This window comes from Pseudomonas sp. A125 (assembly GCF_055409485.1).
In genome coordinates this window covers 223,761-249,399 of sequence record NZ_JBUZVP010000004.1, presented here as the reverse complement: position 1 = coordinate 249,399, position 25,639 = coordinate 223,761, and the positions used below count along the sequence as shown (strand labels likewise).

General features: G+C 57.3%; 24 protein-coding genes and 1 pseudogene. 11 read left to right on the top strand and 14 right to left on the bottom strand.

Annotation, left to right across the window (positions count from 1 at the left end; all coding sequences use genetic code 11):
* Nucleotides 1-8: 8 nt before the first annotated feature.
* The 5 genes from ACZRN6_RS07880 to bcsQ all read left to right on the top strand — a co-directional run bounded on the left by ACZRN6_RS07880 (nucleotide 9) and on the right by bcsQ (nucleotide 5,033).
* Complete coding sequence (locus tag ACZRN6_RS07880) at nucleotides 9-680, top strand: SGNH/GDSL hydrolase family protein (protein ID WP_464007632.1); 672 nt, start codon at nucleotides 9-11, stop codon at nucleotides 678-680.
* Nucleotides 680-1,345 (top strand): alginate O-acetyltransferase AlgF, encoded by a 666-nt coding sequence (locus ACZRN6_RS07875; RefSeq protein WP_464007631.1) that lies wholly within the window; start codon nucleotides 680-682, stop codon nucleotides 1,343-1,345. The genes ACZRN6_RS07880 and ACZRN6_RS07875 overlap by 1 nt, the downstream gene beginning before the upstream one ends.
* 17 nt (nucleotides 1,346-1,362) lie before the next feature.
* Nucleotides 1,363-2,778 (top strand): MBOAT family O-acyltransferase, encoded by a 1,416-nt coding sequence (locus tag ACZRN6_RS07870; protein ID WP_322142823.1) that lies wholly within the window; start codon nucleotides 1,363-1,365, stop codon nucleotides 2,776-2,778.
* A 12-nt stretch (nucleotides 2,779-2,790) separates the two neighbouring features.
* Nucleotides 2,791-3,918 carry an alginate O-acetyltransferase AlgX-related protein gene (locus ACZRN6_RS07865; RefSeq protein WP_464007630.1) on the top strand — a complete coding sequence of 376 codons (1,128 nt, stop codon included), beginning with the start codon at nucleotides 2,791-2,793 and terminating at the stop codon, nucleotides 3,916-3,918.
* A 173-nt stretch (nucleotides 3,919-4,091) separates the two neighbouring features.
* Nucleotides 4,092-5,033 (top strand): cellulose biosynthesis protein BcsQ, encoded by a 942-nt coding sequence (bcsQ, locus tag ACZRN6_RS07860; protein WP_464007629.1) that lies wholly within the window; start codon nucleotides 4,092-4,094, stop codon nucleotides 5,031-5,033.
* Between the two features lie 242 nt (nucleotides 5,034-5,275).
* On the opposite strand, the gene ACZRN6_RS07855 is transcribed toward bcsQ, so the two are convergent.
* From ACZRN6_RS07855 to ACZRN6_RS07835, 5 genes are all read right to left on the bottom strand, one after another.
* Nucleotides 5,276-6,490: a methyltransferase gene (locus ACZRN6_RS07855; protein ID WP_464007628.1), complete on the bottom strand. Its 1,215-nt coding sequence runs from the start codon at nucleotides 6,488-6,490 to the stop codon at nucleotides 5,276-5,278.
* Complete coding sequence (locus ACZRN6_RS07850) at nucleotides 6,471-7,160, bottom strand: ABC transporter permease (RefSeq protein WP_026078053.1); 690 nt, start codon at nucleotides 7,158-7,160, stop codon at nucleotides 6,471-6,473. The genes ACZRN6_RS07855 and ACZRN6_RS07850 overlap by 20 nt, the downstream gene beginning before the upstream one ends.
* A 38-nt stretch (nucleotides 7,161-7,198) precedes the next feature.
* On the bottom strand, nucleotides 7,199-7,894 hold the full coding sequence (locus ACZRN6_RS07845; protein WP_322142827.1) for an ABC transporter permease: 696 nt from the start codon (nucleotides 7,892-7,894) through the stop codon (nucleotides 7,199-7,201).
* Between the two features lie 73 nt (nucleotides 7,895-7,967).
* Nucleotides 7,968-8,720 (bottom strand): ABC transporter substrate-binding protein, encoded by a 753-nt coding sequence (locus ACZRN6_RS07840; protein WP_063033521.1) that lies wholly within the window; start codon nucleotides 8,718-8,720, stop codon nucleotides 7,968-7,970.
* Between the two features lie 13 nt (nucleotides 8,721-8,733).
* Nucleotides 8,734-9,507, bottom strand: coding sequence for an ABC transporter ATP-binding protein (locus ACZRN6_RS07835; RefSeq protein WP_177088750.1), 774 nt, complete (start codon nucleotides 9,505-9,507; stop codon nucleotides 8,734-8,736).
* A 553-nt stretch (nucleotides 9,508-10,060) separates the two neighbouring features.
* On the opposite strand from ACZRN6_RS07835, the gene gabP reads away from it, so the two are divergent.
* Nucleotides 10,061-11,452: a GABA permease gene (gabP, locus tag ACZRN6_RS07830; protein WP_322142828.1), complete on the top strand. Its 1,392-nt coding sequence runs from the start codon at nucleotides 10,061-10,063 to the stop codon at nucleotides 11,450-11,452.
* 79 nt (nucleotides 11,453-11,531) lie between these two features.
* On the opposite strand, the gene ACZRN6_RS07825 is transcribed toward gabP, so the two are convergent.
* Both ACZRN6_RS07825 and ACZRN6_RS07820 read right to left on the bottom strand, forming a co-directional pair.
* Nucleotides 11,532-11,945: a hypothetical protein gene (locus tag ACZRN6_RS07825; protein ID WP_322142829.1), complete on the bottom strand. Its 414-nt coding sequence runs from the start codon at nucleotides 11,943-11,945 to the stop codon at nucleotides 11,532-11,534.
* A gap of 79 nt (nucleotides 11,946-12,024) precedes the next feature.
* A pseudogene (locus tag ACZRN6_RS07820) lies at nucleotides 12,025-12,939 on the bottom strand (alpha/beta hydrolase family protein); the annotation flags it as partial.
* Nucleotides 12,940-13,112: 173 nt separating this feature from the next.
* Between ACZRN6_RS07820 and ACZRN6_RS07815 the strand changes: the two are divergent.
* The 3 genes from ACZRN6_RS07815 (at nucleotide 13,113) to ACZRN6_RS07805 (ending at nucleotide 16,371) form a co-directional block, all read left to right on the top strand.
* Nucleotides 13,113-14,078 (top strand): arsenic resistance protein, encoded by a 966-nt coding sequence (locus ACZRN6_RS07815; protein WP_464007627.1) that lies wholly within the window; start codon nucleotides 13,113-13,115, stop codon nucleotides 14,076-14,078.
* 87 nt (nucleotides 14,079-14,165) lie between these two features.
* A complete protein-coding gene (locus ACZRN6_RS07810) occupies nucleotides 14,166-15,806 on the top strand; it encodes an ArnT family glycosyltransferase (RefSeq protein WP_464007626.1) in 1,641 nt (546 codons plus the stop codon).
* 289 nt (nucleotides 15,807-16,095) lie between these two features.
* Complete coding sequence (locus ACZRN6_RS07805) at nucleotides 16,096-16,371, top strand: hypothetical protein (RefSeq protein ID WP_322142833.1); 276 nt, start codon at nucleotides 16,096-16,098, stop codon at nucleotides 16,369-16,371.
* Nucleotides 16,372-16,687: 316 nt separating this feature from the next.
* Here the strand turns inward: ACZRN6_RS07805 and ACZRN6_RS07800 are convergent, their stop codons facing one another.
* The 5 genes from ACZRN6_RS07800 to ACZRN6_RS07780 all read right to left on the bottom strand — a co-directional run bounded on the left by ACZRN6_RS07800 (nucleotide 16,688) and on the right by ACZRN6_RS07780 (nucleotide 20,211).
* Complete coding sequence (locus tag ACZRN6_RS07800) at nucleotides 16,688-16,951, bottom strand: helix-turn-helix transcriptional regulator (protein ID WP_464007625.1); 264 nt, start codon at nucleotides 16,949-16,951, stop codon at nucleotides 16,688-16,690.
* Nucleotides 16,952-17,001: 50 nt separating this feature from the next.
* Complete coding sequence (locus ACZRN6_RS07795; protein WP_464007624.1) at nucleotides 17,002-17,226, bottom strand: hypothetical protein; 225 nt, start codon at nucleotides 17,224-17,226, stop codon at nucleotides 17,002-17,004.
* Nucleotides 17,227-17,466: 240 nt separating this feature from the next.
* Entirely contained in the window at nucleotides 17,467-18,156 is a 690-nt protein-coding gene (locus tag ACZRN6_RS07790; protein ID WP_464007623.1) for a hypothetical protein, read from the bottom strand.
* A 296-nt stretch (nucleotides 18,157-18,452) separates the two neighbouring features.
* Nucleotides 18,453-19,622 carry a PIN domain-containing protein gene (locus ACZRN6_RS07785; protein ID WP_464007622.1) on the bottom strand — a complete coding sequence of 390 codons (1,170 nt, stop codon included), beginning with the start codon at nucleotides 19,620-19,622 and terminating at the stop codon, nucleotides 18,453-18,455.
* Between the two features lie 73 nt (nucleotides 19,623-19,695).
* Nucleotides 19,696-20,211: a hypothetical protein gene (locus ACZRN6_RS07780; protein ID WP_464007621.1), complete on the bottom strand. Its 516-nt coding sequence runs from the start codon at nucleotides 20,209-20,211 to the stop codon at nucleotides 19,696-19,698.
* A 741-nt stretch (nucleotides 20,212-20,952) separates the two neighbouring features.
* Here ACZRN6_RS07780 and ACZRN6_RS07775 point away from each other — a divergent pair.
* Together ACZRN6_RS07775 and ACZRN6_RS07770 are read left to right on the top strand one after the other, a co-directional pair.
* Complete coding sequence (locus ACZRN6_RS07775; RefSeq protein ID WP_464007620.1) at nucleotides 20,953-21,165, top strand: helix-turn-helix transcriptional regulator; 213 nt, start codon at nucleotides 20,953-20,955, stop codon at nucleotides 21,163-21,165.
* Between the two features lie 714 nt (nucleotides 21,166-21,879).
* Nucleotides 21,880-23,889 carry an ATP-binding protein gene (locus tag ACZRN6_RS07770; RefSeq protein WP_464007619.1) on the top strand — a complete coding sequence of 670 codons (2,010 nt, stop codon included), beginning with the start codon at nucleotides 21,880-21,882 and terminating at the stop codon, nucleotides 23,887-23,889.
* On the opposite strand, the gene mobV is transcribed toward ACZRN6_RS07770, so the two are convergent.
* The gene (gene mobV / locus ACZRN6_RS07765) at nucleotides 23,879-24,874 is read right to left on the bottom strand and encodes a MobV family relaxase (protein WP_464007675.1); all 996 of its coding nucleotides are present in this window, start codon (nucleotides 24,872-24,874) and stop codon (nucleotides 23,879-23,881) included. The genes ACZRN6_RS07770 and mobV overlap by 11 nt on opposite strands.
* A 513-nt stretch (nucleotides 24,875-25,387) precedes the next feature.
* Nucleotides 25,388-25,639, bottom strand: a complete 252-nt coding sequence (locus ACZRN6_RS07760) for a hypothetical protein (RefSeq protein WP_025859453.1) — start codon at nucleotides 25,637-25,639, stop codon at nucleotides 25,388-25,390.

Genomic DNA, 25,639 nt, shown 5'->3' with positions numbered 1-25,639 from the left:
AGTCATCCATGCCTGTTTCCGCTTCTGCTATTGCCGGCCTGACCCTGCTGGTATTGGGCGAAAGTCACATGAGCTTTCCTGATTCACTGCTCAACCCGCTGCAGGACAACCTCACCGCCCAGGGCGCCAAGGTTCACTCCATCGGCGCGTGCGGCGCCGGTGCGGCCGACTGGATCGTGCCGAAAAAAGTCGAGTGCGGTGCCGAGCGCCTGCCCGGCGGCAAGGCCGAGATTTTCGGCAAGAACGGCATGAGCACCACCCCGATCAAAGACCTGATCGCCAAGGACAAGCCCGACCTGGTGGTGATCATCATCGCCGACACCATGGCCTCGTACCCCGAGCCACAGTTCCCGAAAGTCTGGGCCTGGAAAAGCGTGACCTCCCTGACCAAAGCCATCACCGAAACCGGCACCAAGTGCGTGTGGGTCGGGCCGGCGTGGGGCAAGGTCGGTTCGCAGTACAAGAAGGATGACGCGCGCACCAAGGTGATGTCGCAGTTCCTCGCCACCAACGTGGCGCCGTGCACCTACGTCGACTCGCTGACCTTCTCCAAGCCGGGCCAGTGGGTCACCACGGACGGCCAGCACTTCACCATCGACGGCTACCAGAAGTGGGCCAAGGCAATCGGCGAGTCGCTGGCCACGTTGCCACCAGCCGCTGTGGCCAAAGGAGCGCAATAATGAAACGCATCACTCTGGGCCTGGCGACCTTGCTCGCCAGCATCAGCGCCTACAGCGCCGACATTCCGCTTTACCCCACCGGCCCGGAGAAAGATTCGGCGTTCCTGCGCCTGGCCAACGGCACCGACGGCGAGCTGAAATTGCTGCCGCAAGGTTCCAAGGCCAGCCTGGTACTGGGTGGCCAAAAGCAGGTTTCCGACTACCTGCCGGTATCGGGCGGCACGACGCCGATCAAGGGTGTGTTGAGCCAGGGCGGCAAGGATTCCGAGCTGGCCGTGACCGTGGCACCCGGCGAGTTCGCCACGGTGGTGGCCGTGCCTGACGCCAAGGGCGGCACTCGCCAGTTGGTGATCCACGAGCAGCCGGACGACTTCAACGCGCTGAAGGCCTCGCTGGCCTTTATCAACGCCGACGCCGCCTGTGCCGACGCGAGCCTGGAAGCCGTGGCGCAAAAAGCCGAGCTGTTCAAGAAGGTTGCCGAAGGTACGATTTCGCGCCGCATGATCAACCCGGTGGAACTGTCGGTGCAGCTCAAGTGCGCCAATGCGCCGGTCGGCCAACCGCTGACCTTCACCCTCAAGGCCGGCGAACGCTACAGCGTGCTCGCACTGCCATCGGCCGCCGGTTCGAGGTTGCTGTTTACCTCCGACACGCTCGCTAACTGATCGGGCCCGACACCACCATGGTCTTTGCCTCACTGGAATTCCTCACGCTGTTCCTGCCGGCCTTCCTGTTGATTTATGCGCTGGCCCGCCCGGGCTGGCGCAACGTCATCCTGTTGATCGGCAGCTGGCTGTTCTACGGCTGGTTGAGCCCGCTGTTTTTGTTCCTGCACATGGTGTTGACCGTGGTGGCGTGGGTCGGCGGCTTGCTGGTGGACCGTTCCCGTGAAGACGGCAAGGGCCGGGTGCGTTTGTTGATCGCGTTGATCGTGTTCAACACCGCCGTGCTGTGTTGGTACAAGTACGCCAACATCGTCGCGGGCACCGTGAGTGAGGTGATCACCTGGTATGGCGCCATGCCGCTGGACTGGCAGCGCGTGGCGTTGCCGGCGGGGCTGTCGTTTATCGTGTTGCAGGCGATCTCGTACCTGGTGGATGTGCATCGGCACACGGTGCCGGTGGAGCGCAGCTTCATCAACTACGCAACTTACATTTCGATGTTCGGCCACTCGATTGCGGGCCCGATCATCCGGTACGACTGGGTGCGGCGCGAGCTGAACCAGCGCTATTTCAACTGGCCGAATTTCACCCTCGGCGCCCGGCGCTTCATGATCGGCATGGGCATGAAAGTGCTGGTGGCCGACACCTTGTCGCCGCTGGTAGACATTGCCTTCCACCTGGAAAACCCAAGCCTGGTGGATGCCTGGATCGGTTGCCTGGCGTACTCGCTGCAACTGTTTTTCGACTTCGCCGGCTACAGTGCCATGGCCATCGGCCTGGGCTTGATGCTGGGCTTTCACTTTCCGGAAAACTTCAACCGGCCGTACCTGGCCAGCAGCATCCAGGACTTCTGGCGGCGTTGGCATTTGTCGTTGTCCAGCTGGCTGCGGGACTACCTGTACATCGCCCTCGGCGGTAACCGCGACGGCGTGTGGCGCACCTACCGCAACCTGTTCCTGACCATGGCGATTGCCGGGTTGTGGCACGGCGGCGACAGCTGGAACTACCTGTTGTGGGGCTCGGCCCACGGTATTGCGTTGTGCATCGACCGGGCGTGGTCGCGCTCGACATTGCCGCGCATTCCTTTGGCGCTGTCGCACATTTTGACCCTGCTGTTTGTGTGCCTGGCCTGGACGCTGTTCCGCGCACCGGACTTCCATTCGGCACTGACCATGTACGCCGGCCAGTTCGGTATGCATGGCATGGCGCTGGGTGATGCGTTGGCCGTGGCGATGCGCCCGGCCCATGGCATGGCTGCGTTGCTTGGGTTGGTGTGCATCATCGCGCCGATCTGGCAGGCCCGCTGCGAGCAGCGCTTTGGTGCGCAGCCCTGGTTTGTGGTGGCGGCATCGCTGTGGCCGGTGGCCGGGTTTGTGTTGTCGTTCGCGCTGATTGCCAGCCGCGATGCCGTACCGTTTCTGTACTTTCAGTTTTAAGGAAGCCTGACGATGCCCGCCCCTACCGCGCCGACCCCACCGAGTGAATTGGCGATACGCACCAGCCCCCTGGCGGGCTGGGTGCTGGTGCCTTTCCTGGCGGCAGGGCTGTTGTCTTGCGCCTGGCTGATGGTCAAGGGGCCGGTGAGTTTCCTGCCGCCCAAGGTCGACAGCGACATGCTGCTGCATGGCGAGGTGACCCACCGGTTTGCCAAGGAACTGTCCAAGGCGCCGATGGCCATCGAAGCGGCCAACCTGGAGCGCGGCGCCAGTTGGCTGGTGTTCAGCGACACCGGGCCGCGGGTGCGCCAGGGTTGCCCGGGCTGGCTGTTTATCAGCGATGAACTGAAGCTCAACCGGCACGCCGAAGACAATGCGCGCACCAAGGCCGACGCGGTGATCGACCTGCAAAAACAGCTCGGCCAACGCGGGATTGATCTGCAAGTGGTGGTGGTGCCGGACAAGACCCGCATCGCCGCCGCCCAACGTTGCGGCCTGTATCGCCCGGCCGTGCTGGATGGCCGGGTTCAGCAATGGACCACGCTGTTACAAGCGGCGGGCGTGCAAGTAGTGGATTTGACCGACACCCTCAAACCTCTTGGCCCGGATGCTTACCTGCGCACCGATACCCACTGGAGTGAAATTGGCGCGAATGCCGGCGCCCGTGCGGTGGCCCAGCGTATTCAGCAACGGGGTATCAAGGCTACACCGGAACAAGCCTTCGATATTACCCAGGCGCCGCTTGCACCGCGCCCGGGTGACCTGGTGCGCCTGGCCGGTCTCGACTGGTTGCCGCCGAAATTGCAGCCGGTGGGCGAGCAGGTCGCTGCCAGCACGGCACACGAGAATGGCCCGGCGGCGTCCAGCGACCCCGACGATTTGTTCGGCGACGCGGGCCTGCCGAACGTGGCACTGATTGGCACCTCGTTCTCGCGCAATTCGAACTTCGTGGGTTTCCTGCAAAAAGCGTTGAATGCGCCCGTGGGCAACTTCAGTAAGGACGGGGGCGAATTTTCTGGCGCGGCGAAGGCTTATTTCGATAGCCCGGCGTTCAAGCAGACGCCGCCCAAGCTGCTGATCTGGGAAATTCCGGAGCGGGATCTGCAAACGCCTTATGACTTGATAAAAATAAGTCAGTAAATTGACCATTTACCACTCGTCTTAAAGATTTCTTCAGAAACACCAAAATAATGACACTTTCATTCCTTTGTCACAGAATGCGTACACAAAGGCGCCCACAAAAAGACCTGCGGTAAGCATCAGTACAGCTGACCTTTCACGTCTTTACGATGCGTCGTGACGGAGTGTTGGTGATGAGCCGTACTGATGATCTTTTTGAGTTGTTTACTAAGACAACTGCCAGTGATGTACAAGGAATGGATTCGATGCTGCAGTTTTTCGAAGACATTCCCGTCGACGACAGCGCCAGCCTCAACATGGGCAGCGGCGCGTCGTTCTCCCTGCATTCCCCTTGTGCCAATGAGCCGCCACGCGAAGCCGCGACCATTCGTGCGAACGTGGTGGCGCTGGTGTCGGTCAACGGCGGCGTAGGCCGCAGCACCCTCGCAACGGCGTTGAGCAGCGGTTTGCAGCGCCTGGCGCAGCCGGTGGTGGCGCTGGACCTGGACCCGCAAAACGCCCTTTATCACCACTTTGGCCTGAGCCACACCTTGCCCGGCATCGGGCGCACCAGCCTGCATAACGAGCGCTGGAGCCAGATCCTTCACGCGGGTTTTGCCGGTTGCCAGGTGATCACCTTTGGCGAAACCGATATCCGCCAGCAAGAAGACCTGCAGCGCTGGCTGAAGCAGGAACCGGATTGGCTGGCGCAGCACCTGTCGGCCCTGGGCTTGAGCGAGCAGGACACGGTGATCATCGACACCCCGGCGGGCAATAACGTCTACCTGCATCAGGCGCTGAACGTGGCCGATGTGGTGCTGGTGATCGCCCAGGCGGATGCCGCCTCCCTTGGTACCCTGGAACAGATGGAGCAGTTGCTGGCACCCCATCTCGATCGCCTGCCTGCGCCTTGCTGCCATTTTGTAATCAACCAGCTCGACGAAACTTCTGGCTTCAGCCTCGACATGCTCGAGGTGTTTCGCAAGCGGCTGGGGGATGGTTTGCTGGAGGTGGTACACCGGGACGCGGCGATCAGCGAAGCACTGGCCTTTGGTAGTGACCCGCTGGATAACGAAGCGGCGAGCATGGCCTGTGACGATATCAGCGAGCTTTGTCGCCTGTTGATTGCCCGCTGAAACGCCCGGGTTATGCCGCTGACGCCAGATGCTTATGCACAATCGGTTGGTTGGCACTGTCATGAAACGGCAATTTTGCGGAGCGGTTCTCATCACGCCGCAACTGCCTGTTTTACGTGCGTTTTATTTTGTGAACAAAAAATGATCAGTCAGCATTTTTCCCTGTAAAGCTTGCCGCCAGCGCCTGCGCCAGGATTCCATCAACAGAGTTATCCACAGGGCAGGCTGCGACAAAATGCCCTTTAATTGCGCTCGGCAAGCAACATCAGGTTGCGCGGGGTCAACGACGTTTCACAGAAGCTGCCTATTTGAACGGTGTAGCCGTTCTCCATGAGAAAAAGTGCCCGATCCAGCACCAGCCACAGTTCCAGCGGGCGCCGAAACAGGCTACGCAGTAATTCCAGGTTTCGTACTTCGGCCAAGCGCCGCCAGCCCTGGGCTTCCAGGGCCGGCCAGTCCTGTTCACCTGTGGATAATTGCTTGAGCGCAGCCAGTTCGCGGCAGTAGTCGGCGAACGGCTTGGCCAGCCAGCTTGTGGGCAGCGATGGGGTGGGCAGGTACTCATCGCTGCCGCGCAGTTGCCGCTGCAGCCCATCAAAACCCAAGCGCCTGGCCATCGACGTATCCCGCTGCTGGCGTACCCGCGCGCCTGCGGTGACGGTTTCGCTCAACGGCAGGCCCAGATCCTCCACCGACAACTGCAGTGATGAAGCCTGGGCGGCAATCGACAGCGGCTGGTACTGCTCGGCGCGGATGCGGTTGTAGCAGCAGGGCGCTACGGCCAGTTGTTGGCAGCCGGCAGCGCTGGCCATCTGGATCAGCCGCACATGCAAGTCGCCACAGGCGTGCAGGGCGACCGGGGTTTGATCACGGCTGATCTGCACGTCGCCCATCACGTCTTGCAGGCGATGGGTGACGGGCAATCGATGGTGTTCACTGAGCGTTTGCCCCGAGGCGATCAGGGCGGGGTCGTATTCCAGGCACGTCAGTTGCTGCCCGGGTTGCATCAGACGCCGGCCGAGGTGGCCTTTACCGGCGCACCAGTCGAGCCAGTGCTGGGGAGTTTTAGAGAAGTTCAGGGCGGCGCCAAAGGCTTCGATCTGCTGCCATTTGCGGCCGGGTACATCGACGTTTAAACGGTGACGGGCAGCCGGCAGCGCGCTGGACGGCAAGTTATCCACAGCACCGAGACGCAACGACTCGGCGGCCAGCTCGGGAAACGGCGCGGGCGCCGGCAGAGTGTAAGGCAGGTTATGGCTGCTTTCCGCCTCGGCCAGCGAGCGTTGGCGCAGCCAATGGGCCAGCTCGGGAAGCCGGGCTTCCCACGCCAATTGCAGATGGGTAAAGGGCCGTGGTCGCCACAGCCCTTGATGCTCGGTAAGGAACGCATCCAGCGCCCGGAAGCGGGCGAGCAACGGCTCACCCGTCAACACGGCGTCAGCGCCCCTGGCAGGCATCAACCCGCAACCAGCGTTCCAGCAGCTTGAAGAAGCGCACCAGCACGTAGGACATCAGCAGGTAGAACAAGCCGGCGGCAAAGAAGATTTCCACCGGCAGGTAGGTGCGGGCAATGATCGTGCGGGCCATGCCGGTCAGTTCCAGCAAGGTCACGGTACTGGCCAGGGCGCTGGCCTTGAGCATCAGGATCACTTCGTTGCTGTAGGCCGGCAGGCCGATGCGCGCCGCGCGCGGCAGGATGATGTAGAACAGCGCCTTGGGCTTGGACATGCCGAGCGCTCGCGCCGCTTCGATTTCACCCGGCGGAATGGCCTGGATCGCGCCGCGCAAAATCTCGGCGATGTAGGCGGCGGTGTGCAGGGTCATGGTGGCGGTGGCGCACCAGAAAGGGTCTCGCAGGTACGGCCACATGAAGCTTTCACGCACCGCGTCGAACTGCGCCAGCCCGTAATACACCAGGAACAGCTGCACCAGCAGCGGCGTGCCCCGGAAGAAGAAAATGTAGCAGTAGGGCAGGGTGCGCACGTACCACAGGCGCGAAGAGCGGGCGATGCCCAGCGGGATCGCCAGCAGCAGGCCGGCGATCACGGCGATGGCCACCAGTTCCAGGGTCAGGGTCGCGCCCTGGGCCAACCGAGGCAGCCATTTGATGATCACGGCCCAGTTCAGGCCCAGGTCGAAATGCGACAGCCAACTGTAGTCGCCACTCATTGCGTGCTCCTCGCAAAGCCGCGCGCGGCACGTTTTTCCAGGAAGTACATGCCGGTCATCGCCAGGACCGTGAGGCCCAGGTACATGAAGGCCGCGACCATAAAGAAGGTGAAGGGCTGCTTGGTGACGGTCACGCCGATTTGCGCGTGGCGCATGATTTCTTCCAGGCCGATCACCGAGACCAGCGCGGTGTCCTTCATCAGGATCATGAACAGGTTGCCCAGGCCGGGCAGGGCGATGCGCCACATCTGCGGCATGATCAACCGGGTGAAGATCCGCACCTTCGACAAGCCCAGTGCTACACCGGCTTCACGGTGGCCCTTGGGGATTGCCAGGATCGCGCCGCGAAACACTTCCGTGGCGTAGGCGCCAAAGCACAGGCCCAAGGCGATAACCCCGGCGGCGAAGGCGCTGAGGGACAGGTCGGGGTCGCCGAAAAACTCCCCAAGGGAGCGCATCAGGTTGACCGTGCCGAAGTAGATCAGCAGCACCCACAGCAGTTCCGGAATGCCGCGCACCAGGGTGGAGTAGGCGCCGCCAAGCCATTGCAGCGGCTTGTACGGGGATGTCTTGGCCAGGGCGCCGGCCAGGCCGAGCACCAGCCCGAGGCACAGGGCGGTGAGCGCCAGCTTGACGGTCATCAGCGCGCCAGCGGCGAGCGCCGGGCCGAATCCGTAGAGGTCGAAATTCATGGTTTAGTCGTTTCGCAAGGCAAAGCTCAGGACCGGCGCACTCAAGCGAGCGCGCCGGGCAGGCCGTTCAGGATCACTCGATACTGAAAGGGAAGTACTTGTCGTTGATCTTCTTGTAGGTGCCGTCGGCCTTGATTTCAGCCAGGGCTTTGTTCAGGCGCTCGCGCAGTGGGTCGCCTTTGCGTACGGCGATACCGATCTTGTCGCTCTCAACCACCGGGTCGCCTTTGAATTCGTAGGCAGAACCGTCTTTGCTTTTCAGCCACTCGTACTGCACGTACTTATCGGCGAGCATCCCGTCCAGGCGGCCGGATGTCAGGTCGAGGTAGGCGTTTTCCTGGGTGTCGTAGAGCTTGGCGGTGGTGTCCGGCAGCTTGTCTTCCAGGTAGGTACCGGCCAGCGTTGCGCGCTGTGCACCGATGATCTTGCCCTTCAGGTAGTCCGCGTCGGTCTTGAAATCCTTGGTGGCTTTAGGCGCGATGAACTGCAGCTTGTTGGAGTAGTACGGGTCAGTGAAGTCGACGGCCTGCTTGCGTTCATCGGTGATGGACAGCGAGGAGACCAGGAAGTCGAACTTCTTGGCGTTCAGGGCCGGAATGATGCCGTCCCAGTCCGAGACATACACTTCACACTTCTCGACTTTCATCTTGGCGCACAGGGCGTCGCCGATGTCTTTGTCGAAGCCCACGACGTTGCCGCTGGCATCTTTATTGTTGAACGGCGGGTAAGCCGCCTCGATCCCCATTTTCAAGGTCTCGGCCATCGCCGTGGCGCTGAACGCCATCGAAACGGCGGCAGCCAGGAGGAATTTTTTGTAGTTCTGCATGCATGTTGCTCCGTTAGCGGTTGCTCGACATGAATTGTTTGCAGCGCGCCGAAAGCGGGTTTTCAAACACCTGCTGTGGCGATCCTTGCTCTTCGACCAGGCCCTGGTGCAGGAACACCACTTCACTGGACACCTGGCGGGCGAAGCCCATTTCATGGGTGACCAGCAGCATGGTGCGGCCCTCTTCGGCCAGTGCGCGGATCACATTAAGTACTTCTTGAACCATTTCCGGGTCAAGGGCCGATGTGGGCTCGTCGAACAGGATGACTTTGGGTTGCATGGCCAGGGTGCGGGCGATCGCGGCACGTTGTTGCTGGCCGCCGGACAATTGCGCGGGGTAGGCGTGGCGCTTGTCACTGATGCCGACCTTGGCCAGCAAGGCTTCGGCGACTTCGATGGCTTCGGCTTTGCTCTGGCCGAGCACGCGGCGCGGGGCCTCGATGATGTTGTCGAGGACGCTCATGTGCGGCCACAGGTTAAAGTTTTGAAACACAAAACCGATCTCGCTGCGCAGGCGGTTGATCTGTTTGCCGTCGGCGGCCACCAGTTCACCGTTTTTCGCAGCCTTGAGCTTGAGCTCTTCGCCGGCCACCAGAATTTGCCCCTGATGCGGGTTTTCCAGCAGGTTGATGCAGCGCAGGAACGTGGACTTGCCGGAACCGGAGGAACCCAGGATCGAGATCACATCGCCGTCGCGGGCGGTCAGCGAGATGCCTTTAAGCACCTCCAGCTCACCATAGCGTTTATGCAAGTTGCGGATTTCAAGCGCGGGCGTGGCCTCAGCCATGTGCGGTCCTCATTGTGTTCATTGCGCTCCTGCTGTTGGCCCGCCTTCCTGGCGAGGCGCCAAGCTAGCATAGGGTCCGGAGACAGCCAACAGCCCTGCGCAGGGTTAACAGACGGTGTGCGGCAGGGTGTCGCATCGGCACAGCAGTGTGTCGCGCCATCAACAACCGAACAGCCGTTTGATCCCTGATTCCTACAGGCTTCGCGTAAAAAAGGGCGCGATGGTGCCAGCTTTGGCCGGGTGTTGGAAGGGTTAAACCGGCGAACGGTCCTTATCAGCCCTTTAATGGAGCGTCACGCACAATTTGTGTGTGTTTTTGGTGCGCTCATCCGTCTGTTAAGTGAGTCGCACGGTAACGCTATAGCGGAATGCCATTAATCTCAATGACTTGCGATTGCTTTTCAGCAGCGCTGCAGCCCGCGACAATCGCGGCCCTGTAACATTTTGGCGCAAATCTTGCGTAAAAAATAAAGAACGCCCTGTTGGTTTCTTTTCACGAGAGAGACCTCAGACCGGGTGGACCGTATTCGCAATTCCTCGCAAAGGTGTGTCAATGAGTAGTACGCAAAGCTCCAATGACCTCGAACAGGGGCTCAAACCGCGTCACGTCACCATGCTGTCGATTGCCGGCGTTATCGGTGCCGGATTGTTTGTCGGCTCCGGCCACGCGATTGCTGCCGCAGGCCCGGCCGTGCTGCTGGCGTATGCCGCCGCCGGTACCCTGGTGGTGTTGGTGATGCGCATGCTGGCCGAAATGGCCGTGGCATCGCCGGATACCGGTTCGTTCTCGACCTATGCCGACCGGGCGATTGGTCACTGGGCCGGGTTCACGATTGGCTGGCTGTACTGGTGGTTCTGGGTGTTGGTGATTCCGTTGGAAGCCAACGCTGCCGCGACCATTCTCCACGCCTGGTTCCCCGGCGTGGCGATCTGGGCCTTTACCCTGATCATCACCTTGCTGCTGACCGCGACCAACCTGTTCAGCGTGAAGAACTACGGCGAGTTCGAGTTCTGGTTTGCGTTGGTCAAGGTGGTGGCGATCATTGGTTTTGTGATCCTCGGCATCCTGGCGATTTTCGGCTTCCTGCCGGGCAGCCAGGTCAGTGGTGTTTCGCACCTGTTCGACACCCAAGGCTTCCTGCCCAACGGCATGGGCGCGGTGTTGGCGGCGATCCTGACCACCATGTTCTCGTTCATGGGTACCGAGATCGTGACCATCGCGGCCGCTGAATCGAAGAACCCTGGCCAGCAGATCTCCAAGGCCACCAACTCGGTGATCTGGCGGATCGGCTTGTTCTACCTCGTGTCGATCTTCATCGTCGTGGCCCTGGTGCCTTGGAATGACCCTGCGCTGGCCGCGGTGGGTTCCTACCAGACCGTGCTGGAGCGCATGGGCATCCCGAATGCCAAGCTGATCGTTGACCTGGTGGTGTTGGTGGCCGTGACCAGTTGCCTTAACTCGGCGCTCTACACCGCTTCACGCATGATGTTCTCGCTGGGTCGTCGCGGTGATGCGCCGGCAGTATCGAAGATCACCAATAAAAGCGGCACGCCTTACTGGGCAGTGTTGCTGTCTACCGGCGCGGCGTTCCTGGCGGTGTTTGCCAACTACGTGGCCCCGGCGGCGGTGTTTGAATTCCTGCTGGCCAGCTCCGGCGCCATCGCGTTGCTGGTGTACCTGGTGATCGCGGTATCGCAACTGCGCATGCGCCAGAAGCGCACCGAAGCGGGCGAGAAGATCGCCTTCAAAATGTGGCTGTTCCCGGGTCTGACGTATGCGGTGATCGTGTTCATCGTGGGCGTGCTGACGATCATGCTGTTCCAGGAAGCGCACCGGGTGGAGATCATTGCTACCGGGATTCTGAGCTTGCTGGTGGTGGTGGCGGGGCTGATGGTGTCGCGCCGGCGCAAGGGCCGCAAGGTTGGGGCTGCGGTGTTGAATTGATGGATTGAAATACGATTCATCAAACACTGCAAAAAACTGTGGGAGCCGGGCAAGCCCGGCTCCCACATTTTGTTTTGTATCAGTCTTCGGAATTGACCAGCGCCTGTGAGGCTGCGACGTAATCGGCCTGGAATTCCGGCGACTCAATCCACGCCAGGGCGGCGGCCTCGTCCTCGGTATCCGTGGCCCACTGGCGATACTCGATCAGCGCCGCGAGGATAAAGTCGGTCGCGTCTTCTTCGCCTTCCTGCTCGAGCACCACGGCCAGCAGCGGATGCGCCAGGAACACCGTGCACAGCGCCAGTTGGCTGGTTTCGCCAGCGGTGCGCATCTCCAGGAACAACTCGGTCAAATCCACCGACTCAAGATCAATGCGGCTGTCATCGCCGGCAAAGGCGTCCGGCTTGACGGCGACGGCGCGTTGGGTGCGGTTCTGCTTGGCCTTGGCTTTTGCCCGGTGGGCGCGTTTTTGCTGCTTGTTCGGCGAAGCCATGGGCTCACGTCCTTGGTGTCAGGATCTGGGAATCGGGTATTGAAGCGCAGGTTTGGGAAAATCCCAAGGGTTTCTAGGCGCGATCCGTCACTTGCCGGCCCGGGGTGCCTTCGGCCAACTGGCCTCGCTGTAGCCAGGCCAAAGCGATCGGCCACAACCGGTCCTGATACTGGCTGCGAAAGAATGCGAAATGTCCGACTTCTTCTTCGCCGATATCTTTAGGGGCGATCCGCAGGTGCGTGCGCTCGCTGCCGTCGAAGTAACGTAGCAGGCGCTCAATGGCCGCGACGGTGCCAAACGGATCATCGGTAATGCTGATCGCCAATACCTGGGCCTTCACCCGAGAAAACGGCAGCTCACCCAGCGCCTTCCCGCTGGGGCGTTTTCCGTAACCCGGCGTCGGCGTACTCCAATCGCGCACCACACCTGCTGGCGTATCCTCCAGCCAGCCCATGCGCTTGCCCGGGAAGTAGCCAAAAACCGCCGTCACCAACGGCATTACCACATGCCACTTGGCAAACATCCGCCATCGCCCGCTGGCCTCGTAGTCGCGCCAATAGGCGAACTGCGCGCCCACCGTGACCAGTCGCCGAATCACCGCGCCGGAGGCCCCAAGCCCTGCTGCGCAGCCACCAAAGCTGTGCCCGACCACATCAATCGGCTGCCCCGCAAACTCCCGCTGCGCCCGCTGCAGGATCGCCTCGAAGTCCAGCACGCCCCAATCCGACCACGACGCCTTGAACCCCTTCAGCGAGCCGCTGCGGGACTCGCCGATGCCCCGGTAGTCGTAGGTGATGACATCGAAGCCATTGGCAAACAGATAATCGGCAAAGCGTGAGTAATGACGGCAACGCACGGAGGTGGCGGCGTTGATGATGACGACCGGGCGTTCGATGTCGGTCCTGACGTGGCGCCAGGTGAAGCCGCAGATGGAATACCCGTCGGCTGCGGGCTCGCGGAATGCTTCGGCTTGAGGTCGGGCTGGCAGGTTCATGGGCGGGCTCAATCATCGCGCTTTCGATGGGGCATCAAAGGCCCGTGCGCAGTTTTATAGGAGGTCGAAGCTAACAAATTTCCGCTATTGAAATCCCGATGATTTTTCTGATGCTCGACCTGAGCGGCTCGGATGCCTAGGCTTGGGCCCTTGCGCACCCTTAGAGCCAGCCCATGACCCGCGACACCCTCGAACAAAACCAGATCCCCATCTATTTTGCCGCCGTGCTGCTGGCTGCCGTTGTCGGCCTGCTGGCGCCAGCCATGGCCCATGGCCTGGCCGTGCTGGTCACGCCCGCCATTGCCGTGCTGATGTACGCGATGTTCCTGCAGATCCCATTCCTGGACTTGCGCCGGGGTTTGGGCAGCAAACGCTTTATGTCTGCGTTGCTGTTGGCCAACTTCGTTTTGGTCCCCCTGTTGGTGTGGGCGCTGACCCGTGGCCTGGTGGGTCACCCGGCGATTCTGATCGGCGCGTTACTGGTGCTGCTGACGCCGTGCATCGACTATGTGGTGGTGTTCACCCATATCGGCAAGGGCGACTCGCGGTTGATGCTGGCGGCGACGCCAATCCTGTTGCTGCTGCAACTGTTGCTGTTGCCGCTGTACCTGGGGTTGATGCTCGGGGCGCAGTCGCAGGGGGTGGTGTCGGTGGGGCCGTTTGTCGAGGCCTTCCTGCTGCTGATCGTTGCACCCATGGTTCTGGCGGTGTTGACGACGTCTTTGTCGCGGCGATCAAGCGTTATCAGTGTCTGGAACGATGCCTGGGCCTGGCTGCCTGTACCGGCCATGGCGCTGGTGCTGGTGGTGGTGATCGGCTCACAAATTACTGCCGTGGTCCGCGATATCGGCCTGCTGGTGCCGGTGATCCCGGTGTATATCGGCTTCCTGTTGCTGGCGCCGGTGATAGGCGCGCTGGCTTCGCGGCTGTTCGCGTTGCCGTCGACCACGGCGCGGGCGGTCACCTTCAGTGCGTCCACGCGTAATTCCCTGGTGGTGTTGCCGCTGGCACTGGCATTGCCCGAAGACCTCCGTGGGCTTGCCGCCGCCGCTGTTATCACGCAAACCCTGGTGGAGCTGGTGGGGGAGCTACTCTATATCCGGCTGATACCGCTGTTGGTCTGGCCCGCTCGTCGCTAGGCGGATGAATGTTTGATTCCGTTCAGGGGTTATTCAGGGTGGCGGTCGGCAACATGGTCCGGTTTACCCCAACTGACAGGCTGAATAATGGATCAACACAACCGCTTTCGAATGGAATCGCTGGGTATCTTCTTTGTCGCCTTGCTGCTGTTTACCCTGGGCATCTGGGACCAGCAGCCACAAGGCTTCGATGGCCGCTGGGCGGTGTTCATGCAAGAGATGTTTCGCCACGGCGCGAGCCTCTTTCCTACCACCTATGGTGAGCCTTACCCGGACTACCCGGGCACTGCGACTTATCTAAGCTACCTCTTTGCCCGCTTGTTCGGCGCGCCCAACGACTTGGCTAACGTAATGCCTACCGTCCTGGCTTCGGCTGGGGTCATGGCGCTGATCTACCGCTTGCTGGTGCCGTCTGGCCGGGCGTGGGCGCTGCTGACAGTGCTGCTCACCGCCTTGACCGCCCAGTTGCTGGAGAAGTCACGTTCGGTGTGCCTGGACCAGATGATCTCGTTGCTGTGCCTGGGGTGTTTCTACCTGCTGCATACCGGCGAACGCACGGGCTCACGATTGCGCCAATACGCGATCTTCCCGTTGTTCGTGGTGGCATTTGCCATTCGCGGGCCGCTGGGGCTGATCGAGGTGTGCGGAGTGGCCTGTGTTTACTGGGCGCTTGGCCCGGCTCGCACGCGTGAAGAGCGGATTGCACTGCTGAAAAAAGTGATTGCCCACGGTGTAGTCGGTTTGGTCCTGCTGGCCGGCTGTTGGTGGGTGCTGTTGAAGCTGGCGCGGATCAGCGGCGGCGATGCCTTCGTTGATGACGTGCTCCGGATGCAGTTTGCCGGGCGCCTCGACGAAACCGGCGAGCCGTTCTACTTCTACTTCAAGTTGAGCCTGTACCGCTATTTCCCGGTTGTGCCGCTGGCGCTGGCGACGATGATTGCGCTGCGCCACAAATGGTCGGCGCGCAACGAGGATGCCGACGTGCAGTTGATGCTGCGCCTGGCCGCGTGCGGGCTGATGATTTTGCTGGGCTTGTCGGTCCCGCATTTCAAGCGCGCGTACTACATCGTACCGATGGTGCCGATGTTTGCCGCGGTGGCCGCCTATGGACTGCTCCAGGCGCAGGGCTGGCTGCTGGGTGTGCGACGTGGCTATGAGTGGCTGGTGGCTGCCCTGCCGGTGCTGGGCATCGTAGTGGTGTTTGTGTGCCGGCACCTGTGGCACAAGCACGGCTACTGGCCGGACGTTTCAGTGCCGGCGCTGGTCGGTGTGCTGATTGTGCTGCAAGTGGCGGCGGTGATTGCCTGGCGGCGGTTGCAGGGCGATCTCGGGCGGCGCCTGGTGGTGCTCAGTCTCATTGCGCTGGCCACGCAGTGGCTGGTGTTGGTGAAGGTGGTGGAGCCGGCCAAGGACCTGCAATTTGACACCAGAAACTTCGTTGGCGCGGTGCAGAAGTTGCGTAGCGAGAACCCGGGCACGCTGGTGTTCGTCGGCCTTGGCAAAGATACCTGGGCCATTCGCTACATCATGAACCTGGATCATGACGAGAAACCATTGTTCATCGGGCGCAACGAGCCTTTGCAGTTAGACACGCTGCCGCGTCCGGCCTGGGTCCTGGTGGAGCGCAAGCAAACCGAGTTGCTGCGTGGCACGCCGCTGGAGCATCTGGCGCCGGTGTTCAACGGGCGGCTGAATGACAACCCGCTACTGGTGTTCCTGGTGAAGTAACTCAGTCGCCCTATTCATCATGGCGAGGCAACCGCTGGAGGGTCGGTCTGTGGCCAGCCCTGCGGTGAGTCGTCCCAGATTTCCTGGCGTGCACGGGGCATTCACGATAGATCAAGGAGTCGGAATGCGGTGTTGATAACCGGCGCTTTGGGCCGTCTTGCTGTATGGTCGCCGCCTGAGTGACCGGTGGGTCTGATAAAGCGCTTTGCAGCCTGCCTGAAGGCAGGCGTCTGCTAGGCTTGGGTAGTTTCGTGGTGATGATTTTGGCTGCGACGTGGAGGCAGTAAAAATGGATTTTGAGCATGCGGGTGCGCAGAGCGGCGGTAGCGTTCACGTGATTGGCCGTTCCTGGTTTGGCGGCCTCAACATTTGTTTTGACGGCGGTTGCAGCTACCCGTCGATGATCAGCGTGCTGGAGGCCGTGTTTAAGCGCTATGGGCGCCTGGTGCGTTTTGGCGAGTCGCTTTCGGCCCAAGGCTGGATTGCTCGGGTAGAGGAGAGTGGTTTTCACATCTCCGAGCAGGAACGGGTAGCGGTGTTGACGTTGATGCGGGGTGGAGGTTGAAGGCCCATAAATTCCAGGCAACAAAAAACCCGCACAAGGCGGGTTTTTTGTGTGTTTCAGATGACGTTTGCACCACCTGAAACTAATTAGTGGTGCCAGAGACGGAATCGAATAGTTGTCTATTGGCCACGTTTTTAAGGGTTTTTGTGGGGGCGATATATAAATCTACTCACAAATCTACTCCCTTTTTTAAATACGGCTCCATTTTGAACATGCCGGCGACGCCCGAAACGGTGTTGATTTCTTCTGCCGATGCCCGACGAGTGGTAAGCCCTTTTTTTGAAACCGCTAAAGGTACTGAGGCATATCCAATTCGTTAGCCTCGAAGCAGATCCTTCAATGTCGGTGGCGTCTGCCGCTTCCTTCCAACGATCTTGGGCTTTTCCTCAGTCTTCCCGTCCCTATGATCCTGCAGGAACTCAACCACATCTGATTTAAGCCAGCAGATCCTACTTCCCATTTTGAAGCTCTTAGGGATCCACGCAGCTCTCACCTGCAGTCCAGACCTGATCGAAGACTCACTTCTGCCAAGAATTCTCGCCAGATCCGGTATGTAGACGACTTCGCATTCATCTTCCATGAACTCTCCAATTTTGACACGGCGTGCGCTGGCTTTGCGTCTCCCCGCGTTTACGAAGAGCCGATACTGCCGGCGACGATTAGCTCAGCAGTGCCCTGGCGAATGAACACAAGGTTTTCATCGAGCGTTTCCAGTGCGCCTCGCACGTTGTTGGCAATGTCCGCCGCCCCGCGTTGTTCGACCCAGTTAGAAAGCTCCTCCACCGCAGCGCCCAGGGCGAGCTGGTTTTGATTCAGTCGGTCGAACAGATTGGCGATCAGTTTAGTGTCCGTCATGGTAGCTCTCCGTGTTTCGAGAAAGCGTAGCACTGACGACTGAATAGCTATCTGTCAGGCCTATGAAGCAGCAAAGCCGGGTGTTTTGACGGCCGGCGCATGGAACAAGTCTCAGGCGCCCGCCCGGCTTGAGTTCCGTATCATGCCTGTCTCACACTCGGTCAAAGTAGCGCTGAGCAGACGGTAAAGCATGGCGCATGCTTTGCACCTGAGAGTCAGCGATAGCACCATTGCAGAACATTATTTCCAACATCTGGGATCTATTAGTGGCCACCCAATAGCGGGTTCTGCACCGGATAGAAGCGACCCTATTAAGCCTGCTCGCGAAGTTCGCTGGAGGCTCAATCGCCCACCTGCTCCGTATTTAGTAATCGCCCATATTTGCTCCGTGCCAAAGTCGAGTACCACAGTACGGTGGGCGCTTAACCAGACCTCCCGCGCTTTCTTCCAAGCCCAGCAGTGATGCCCTTCGTAGTTCCCAGTCATGAGATCACCGAGTTCGCGAGCTGGATAGCAGCGATGCAAAGCTCCAGGATTGGCCGCGAGATCACTACGCCGAAAGTACATGAGACCGCTACCATCGAAGTTCGGTGGCGAACGCCATTTGATCCATTGGGAGTAGATCGGCAAAGCCAGTTCAAACTCTTGTATAGCTGGATGATCTGGCGGTGGCAAAGCATCTCCTATCTGTATGTGCTCCTTGAACTTTTCTCCGTTCACAATCCAAACCATTTTTTTGCCATAGAACTGCTCACGGCTGGACATTTCTTCGATGCTCATCGGTGAGTTCTGAAGCTCAATAACCGTGCCATCAGGCCGTTTCACGTCCGCGACATGCTTCTCGCCTACGTCGTCGAAGGCAATGACCTCCTGCCACGCGAACGGAAATAGTGCTTTCCAAGCGCGATGCCATGGGCCTTCATTTTCCATCCAAGGGTCGCAATGCCGACGGCCAGCATGAGCCCAGTGCCAACGAACAATAGGGCCGCATTTAGCCTGCGCAGGCGCTCCGCACAAGGGACACAAGCCTTTCAGGCGTGGTGCCGGCGCGGCTCGATTCCCGTCTACAAGAGCTACTTCCATGGATGGCATGGGCATCTTCCTCAATAACATTGACCGAATGTAGCGGCATCAATTCTGGTTCTTCTGATATCGCCTGAGGTATCCGTGTTGGATCAGCCCACTTCGGGCCTGGATCGACTTATTGTGTTGGTGTTCTCAAGGTATTAGTTTTGAGCGTGTTTAAGAATTGCTCCGGACTCAATATCTAAAGTGGTTTTTATTTTGGATTTATCTGTATTTAAGTATGCGGAGTGTGTGTCCAGTTCTTGAGCAGACCATCCCCCATCAATATAAATTTCTATAGTGCCTTGCAGGCTTACAAAGAAATTTTCGGCCAGATCACATATCCCGTCACCGTTCATGCTGGAGTTATCGATGTGTTTCATTCGCTGGTTGGAAAGTTGTATATAGTCCATGTAGGAAGCGCAATAATGAATTGATGCAATCGTTATTATCTCTATATCCAGCGAGTAGTGGCCTTCTTCAATATAGGTTGGGTTGCTATATTTGATATCTTTGACGTTATTCGATTGGGCATAATTTATAGATGCGCCGAATGAATCAATGTCTAGATTGTTTATGCCGTCAATCTGCTGCTCTTCGACATAGACATCCTTAAGAGGCTCCTCTTCAGAGGTTAGATATTCTGTAAGTCTGTCGGTAAATATTTCGCCTGCCAAATAACCTTTAAGTTCTTCTACGTTTTTAAGTAGTCCATCAATTTTTGTATTTATTGCCTGAAGTTCGTCTCGTTGAAAGAAGTCCTTCAAGGAATCTGATAGTGTGATGTTTGGTATCGTTTCAAGATGCTTTTTGAATGCTGTGTCTTTAATGGCTATGTAAATCGTATCGTGCTGTTTTGCGAGAGTTTCGATGCATTGGTTTACAAAAGCATCTGGAAAGTCCTCTCGGTTTTTCGCTTTTCTGAATGCACCTGTGCCGCTGAAATAACTATCGATGATGCTATCCAGTGCTGCGGGATCTGATTTCAGCTCAACTGTCTTAGCTTCCTTTGCCCAGTTATCGAATTGAGCCCGAAGTGCGGCCGATACACTGTCGGTCATAGAAGTAAGGTTTTTATCTAGCTCGGAGAGATTCTCGCGCAGCGGGTCGTTCTTTAGTAGTTTTTTTGAGATTTCTAAAATAGCATTTTTTGCCTCCGTGAACTTGTCTTGACTTTCCATTGTTCTTTTCGAAATGAATTCGCGTTTAACGATTTCCGGGACGTAAATTGTTAGTTCGTCAGAGTTTGAAAGTTTTGAGAGAAGCTGCATGTTTCTAGATTCTAATCCCTCTTGGTGCAAGATGTTTGTGTCTAATACTATATGGATCATTAGTCTTACCTGGAGGTTTGTGCTGTTGGTTCTTAGTGTTTGGGTGTTGGCCTTTAAGTTTGGCTGCGCGTTTTCAACTGGTTTGATGTGGGCAATGGGACAACTCTTTCCCATCATCGGCTATTGAATAGCCGCATTCATATTCGGTGATCACAATCTCTGCTTCTTGTTCGCCGTGTACACCACCATAAATAGTGTGTGCGTGGCGACCTGCCAGCGGGTCTCCGCATTTTGGACATACTAAGTCGCTTTCATGAAGAAGTTCGGACAGGGTGCTAAGTTTGTCCTGAATCCCTCGAAGCTCTTCTTCCTTCAGATCAATCTCTTTACGGTGTATGTCCCCGTCGGTTTTGAGTCGGACAATTTCATCCTGGGTGACTTTGATCCGTTCATTAAGGGCCGATGCTAATGCATCGGGTGTCTGGGTTTTTAGCGCTGCAATCTGTTCGTCTTTATCAATCAAGCGCTCTTTGAGTAATTGAATTACCGCATCTTTCTGTTGCACCAAAACCCGGTACAGCACAAACAGCGTGATGATGAAGCCGATAATTGAAACGATCTGCGTGTAGAAAATCACTTCTGTGGTCATGATCATATTCCTTGGCGTCAGTGCCTGCGGACGCAGCTTACCTCCGTCAAACTGCTTTGGCATGGCCTTGCCGGATCAGGGCCGCTTTTTCCTTCTCACGAGGTCGAGGGCTCTCTGGAATTCCGCTTTCGATTTCGCATGAGGGTCTCGTGCTCCTTCGGGGTTTGATTTACGGGAGGTGACCTGTGGATTCTTCACTGCCGCCCACGAATCAGACGACAGAGCATTCTCAGATGGTGCGCACTTATCAATCGAGTGAGCCGCAATGTAAGCGTCTGCCCATGCGTCCAACTCTAGTCGGTCAAACCCGACTCCCTGTTTGCCGATGGGGAATTCGCTGACGTGTGGGCGAACCGTCTTGTCGAACTCCGCCCGGCACATTCCCAGATAGGACGGTGCGTGCTTGGCTCTAAGGATTCGAGGTTGCCCATATGGGTCAGTCATTGGGGCGCGCCAGATGAAAGGCATGGTGTGTTGGCTCTGATCGCGATGCTAGAGACTTGGTAGGATGGCGTGGCCTCGATCTTACTCTGCAGTGAGCGCCGGTTAGGGGCGTGGGGTCGAGGCCGCACCAAGATCTCAGTGTAGCGCTGGCTCCTAGAGTCGCTTCGCGGAGTGCCGAACGGCTCTTGCAGTGGATGATTGCTAAGGGCCGGAAAAATATCCGACCAGGGTCGGAAAGCATGCGGTGGGACAAATGTGGCGTTTAATGTCGAGGCCAATTAAAGCGAGGAAATACCCGTGGAGCGAAAACGCACCGCCCTGGTGGGCAACGCCGAAGTAATCAAGATGCTCGGCATGCAAAGCGTATCCGGACTGAACAAGCTGCGCGTGCGCGACAAGACGTTCCCTGAACCGATCAAGACCAGTGACGCACGCAGCGCTCGATGCCGCTTCGATCCGGTCGAGATTGAGCAGTGGATTGCCGACAAGAAGACTGCTCGCAACCAGTGAGGAAATGTGAGCAGCCATTGCTCTGTGACTATGTGTGACGCTGCGTGACATTGGCGTTATCCGCCTTTGTCGCCGGGGGTGAGTGTCTATTTTGCGTGATACGCCCACCAGTCGCTTATCGACACCATGGGGACTGCAGCTCTGTCGTGGCCAGTCACGTTAGTCCAGAACGTTAGGAGGCGGTCACCTTCGGAGTGCCTAGGTTCAGCCCCCTGTTTCCAGCCGATCAGTGTGGTTCGGGCCACCCCGATTGACTCTGCAATCGCCTGCATCGGAAGGCCTGCGCGTGATATTTCGTTGATCACTTGAAACCAATCAATTGAGCGCGCCGGCGGCGCCCGACGGCTCATGAAACACCCACAAACGCGCGCGCGCGCGAGACATCACACTTGAATGGTGTCAATAGCGGCATTTCCTTGATTGTCGCGCATGCGCCCTTCGCAATGGCAACGACTTGAGCATGGAGGTGCTGGCTAGGTGAAATCCACGGAATTGTCTTGCAATCAGATTGCCCCCCTTTGTTATATTTCAACGCCACTGCGCGCATCGACCTGGTTCGATCCCGATTGGAGGAGGTGTCTACGCCTTTGTAAACGTGAAAGGACATGCTGGTTTGGATTGCTCGGAAGCTTGATGATGATGCCGTCGAGGTCAAGACAGCTTTGAAAATGAATTCAACTACCTTGCCATAATGCATCACAAGAGGAACTACCTTTGGAAAAGGAATTCGCCGCTTTTGACTTCTCGGGTTCGAACGCAATTACCCATAGCGGAATACAAAAACACTTCAAATCTGTTGATCCCTGGCAAGCTATTTCTGAGCTTGTCTGGAACGGCTTCGATGCTGCGGCTACTGCCGTAAAAATTGATATTACGGAAAATGAAGCTCATGGCACCGAGTCGATAACGGTCTTGGACGACGGTGCGGGAATTAACTTCAGAAAGCCGCATGAAAACTTTAGACGCTTTAACGATTCGTTGAAGAAAGACTCCTATGATACTCATGGCTCGCAAGGTCGAGGGCGATTGGCTTTCAGTAAAATAGGAAATACTGCAACCTGGTATACCAGGCACGAAGGCGAAGACGCGAAAATTAGCGTAGAAAGTTCAAATCTCAGCGACATTTTTGGTGTGACTATTCCGCCAGAAGCTACGCATGCGTTGTTGAGTTCACATCCTCACGGTACTTGTGTAGAGATTCGAGGGTTTCAAAAAGCACTCCCGATAGAGGCGGAGCTGATTCATGACTTTAGTAGAGAGTTTGGTGGTCATTTAATACTGCTTCCTCATAAGTCGTTGACCCTTAATGGCAAGAGTATTACGCCTCCGCCGCACAGTATATACAAACACACTGTCCCGGTGGATGGCGAGAATTTCAGCATAGAGTTAATCCGATGGCATGAACGGCCGGGCAGTGAAAAATCTTTCATTAATTTTGTGTCATCGACATTGAAAGTTTTAAATAAACAGCTTAGCAGCCTTAATAAAAAGCCCGGGTATTTCACCAGTATCTATGTAAAGTCTGACTTGTTCGAACGTTACTCCTTAAACGACCAAGGGCTATCTGAGCCGTTTTCTAATTTTTTCCAGACTAAATCTTATCGTGGATTGACTAAGGCACTGAATGAGTTTCTCCGCGAAAACTATAGCGAGTTCTTAGTCCAGCAAGCAGAGGAAGAGGTTAATCGATACGAACAGGATGGAGATTTTCCAACCTATGAGGACTTAGACTCTGCTGAAAGTGCTTGGAGGCTGAGTCATGTTAAGGGCATCGTTAAAAGTGTAATAATTCGCGACCCTACTGTCTTGATGCGAAGCAGTAAGCGGCAGCGGAGGCTAATAATCAGGCTGCTAGACAAGCTGTCTGTGTCCAATGAAAACGATGGAATGTTAGAGGTTTTGGAGAGTGTTCTAAGCTTGGACGCAGGCTCAATGAGACAATTCGCCACCCAGCTCAATAAGACTAAACTCAACAATATAATCGAGACCATAGAGGTGCTCCAAAATCGAGAGCACGCTATTGCGCAGTTAAAGCAAATTATAAACGTGCACTTCCGTGAGGTTTTGGAGACTCCCGACCTTCAAAAAGTGATCGAGAACAATACTTGGCTTTTCGGGCCGTCTTACGACATTCTCGGTGCAGAAGAAGATACTTTCACTAAAATTTCGGAGAGATTACGCGCCGAGGTCACTGGGGCTGGCATCGTTGAAGAGATGGATTTGGAAATAGGTGTCGACCTTATAGGGGCTAATCGACAGGTCGATCTTTTTCTCGCTAGGAAGAAACCGGATTTCGACTCACGAGGACGAAAATATTTTCGTTGCGTCATCATCGAAATAAAACGACCTGGTATTTCTCTCAACAATAAACACTTACAGCAGCTTGACGAGTATGCATCTGTGTTGAGTAATGACCCTGTGTTTAATAGCGAACATGTTAAGTTTGAGCTTATTTTGGTGGGTAGAAACATCTCCAGCAAGGGGAGCCAGATCCATAGTCGATGCCGCGGTATGCAAATCCATGGCGAGCCAGGGCTAGTCACCAGTGACGACAAGGTGAAAGCTTACGTAAAAACGTGGGCAACTATTTTTGATGAGTTTGAGCTAACAAATGATTACCTGCTAGAAAAGTTGAAGACACAGCGGGCAGATCTCGATGGCGTTAGCAAAAAAGAGTTGATCGCAGACTTGCAGGGTCAGGAAAAGCCTGTGCCTACTGCTTAAATCTGTACCAGACGTACCCACTGGTGCGGTCTTGAGTAAGTCTTACGGGGTCTATATTGAGGCTGGGTGATTTCTTGGTTGCCTTATTGAGTTTCAGCTCCAGTTCGTCAGCGCGCGCCCGCTCGAAATCTGCTTTTAGCAGAGCAAGTTCAAGCGCCCGGTCAACCTCATTCAACCGATCCGCTTGTCTTTCCAGTGCAATCTCTCGATCCTCAAGCGTCCGCTGAGATTGCTTGAGTAACACCCACTGCTGCTCCAGGGCAGTCTGCCGATGGCATAAAGCCGACACGGCCTTGGCCTGGAGTGCGACCTGTGTAGCTGAAGCTTTGGCACTGTCCCTTAACGCCATGTAGCTCCGCGTGTATATGCCTATGGCTGCAGCTGCTAAGTCTGTTCGGGTAATGACGGGCTCGGCAGCAGCGAGCGCCTGGTAATGCCGTGCAACTTTCTGATGCGGGGCCTTGGTGCCCTCGATCCCACGAGACAGTCCGAAAGGCTTCCCACACCAATGGTGGAAGTCGGTTTGCATCTTGCGCAGCTTGACGGGGCTTCCTAGGAAGTCACGGGCCGATAGGCGCCCGTCACGTGTTAGGGGTGTCACGTAAGCAACGAGGTGCGGGGTTCTCTCGTCCAGATGCACCTCGGCGCACACTATGTTTGCTGACCCATGACGCGCCTTGAGCCAAGCTAGGGCTCGATCAAAGTAACTGCCGGTGTCAGGCATCGCCCCGCCATGCCTGGCGAACGCCTCCGGGCTTGCTGTGATCAGGTATTCGATGCAGATCACTGCGTCCTTCCGTCGCTTTTGCGGAAGCCTGGCCAAGACTGCGCGACCCAGTTCGACGGAGCTTGTTGCACCAGCCATATGCATGCTGGGGGTGCCATCGGAGTTCGGCGTTGGCATCTCTCGGAATGTGTGCCGCCCCGATCCCAGTACCCCTGTGATCGTTTTGAGCTTTTTTGTTCTTAGTATTGCGTATGGCATACCGGCCCCCGTGCTGACGGTGTTCATCTTCAGCCTGCGGGTGGAGCAAAGATCAGCGCAAGTCACCCCAAGCCTTCAGCTTGTGTACTCACTACACAAAGCAAGCTTTGTTGTTCGCCACGTGCCGTGGAAGATCATTGGAGCAGGCGCACGCATCTGTGGCCGGCTATCAGGCTTCACGCTCTTATGATGCCAATGCGGAGCATCCTAGTCGGCGGCTCGGTGTTGGTAGCGACGGCCGTCATTCAGACGTTTGATATTTGGAGAGAACGATGATCAGCAACCGATGAGCAACCAAGGCTAGTTAGCGGTGGAGTGCGCGACCTTTGGGCTTCTGCGGTTGGAATTGCTGCGGAAATTGTGGGATTAGCAACCAACGGTCGTTGAACGCTCGTTGACACTGTGTTGCAACGAGCTTGCATCGCCGTTACATGAAACGTTACGGCTTCGTTACAACTGGCTGCAGGAAGCAAAAGACCCGCATCAGCGGGTCTTCTTTTCTGCGTCATCAGGTTACTTTTTCAACTCGGCGATCTTCTGGCGCTCTTCCAAAGCCTTTCGCTCGAGGTAAAGGGACAACAGCCCCTGACCGTTTGATTGACCAGCGTGGCTTCGCAAAAGCACCAGGTTGAACAATGGGGCGAGCACTAGCAGCACAACCAAAGCAATCTGCCACCCTCCACTCGGCATCCCTTCTTCGCTGATTAGGAATACCACCACTCCGATCAGGGCCAGATTCAAAACGATACCGAGCAGTCGCATCAT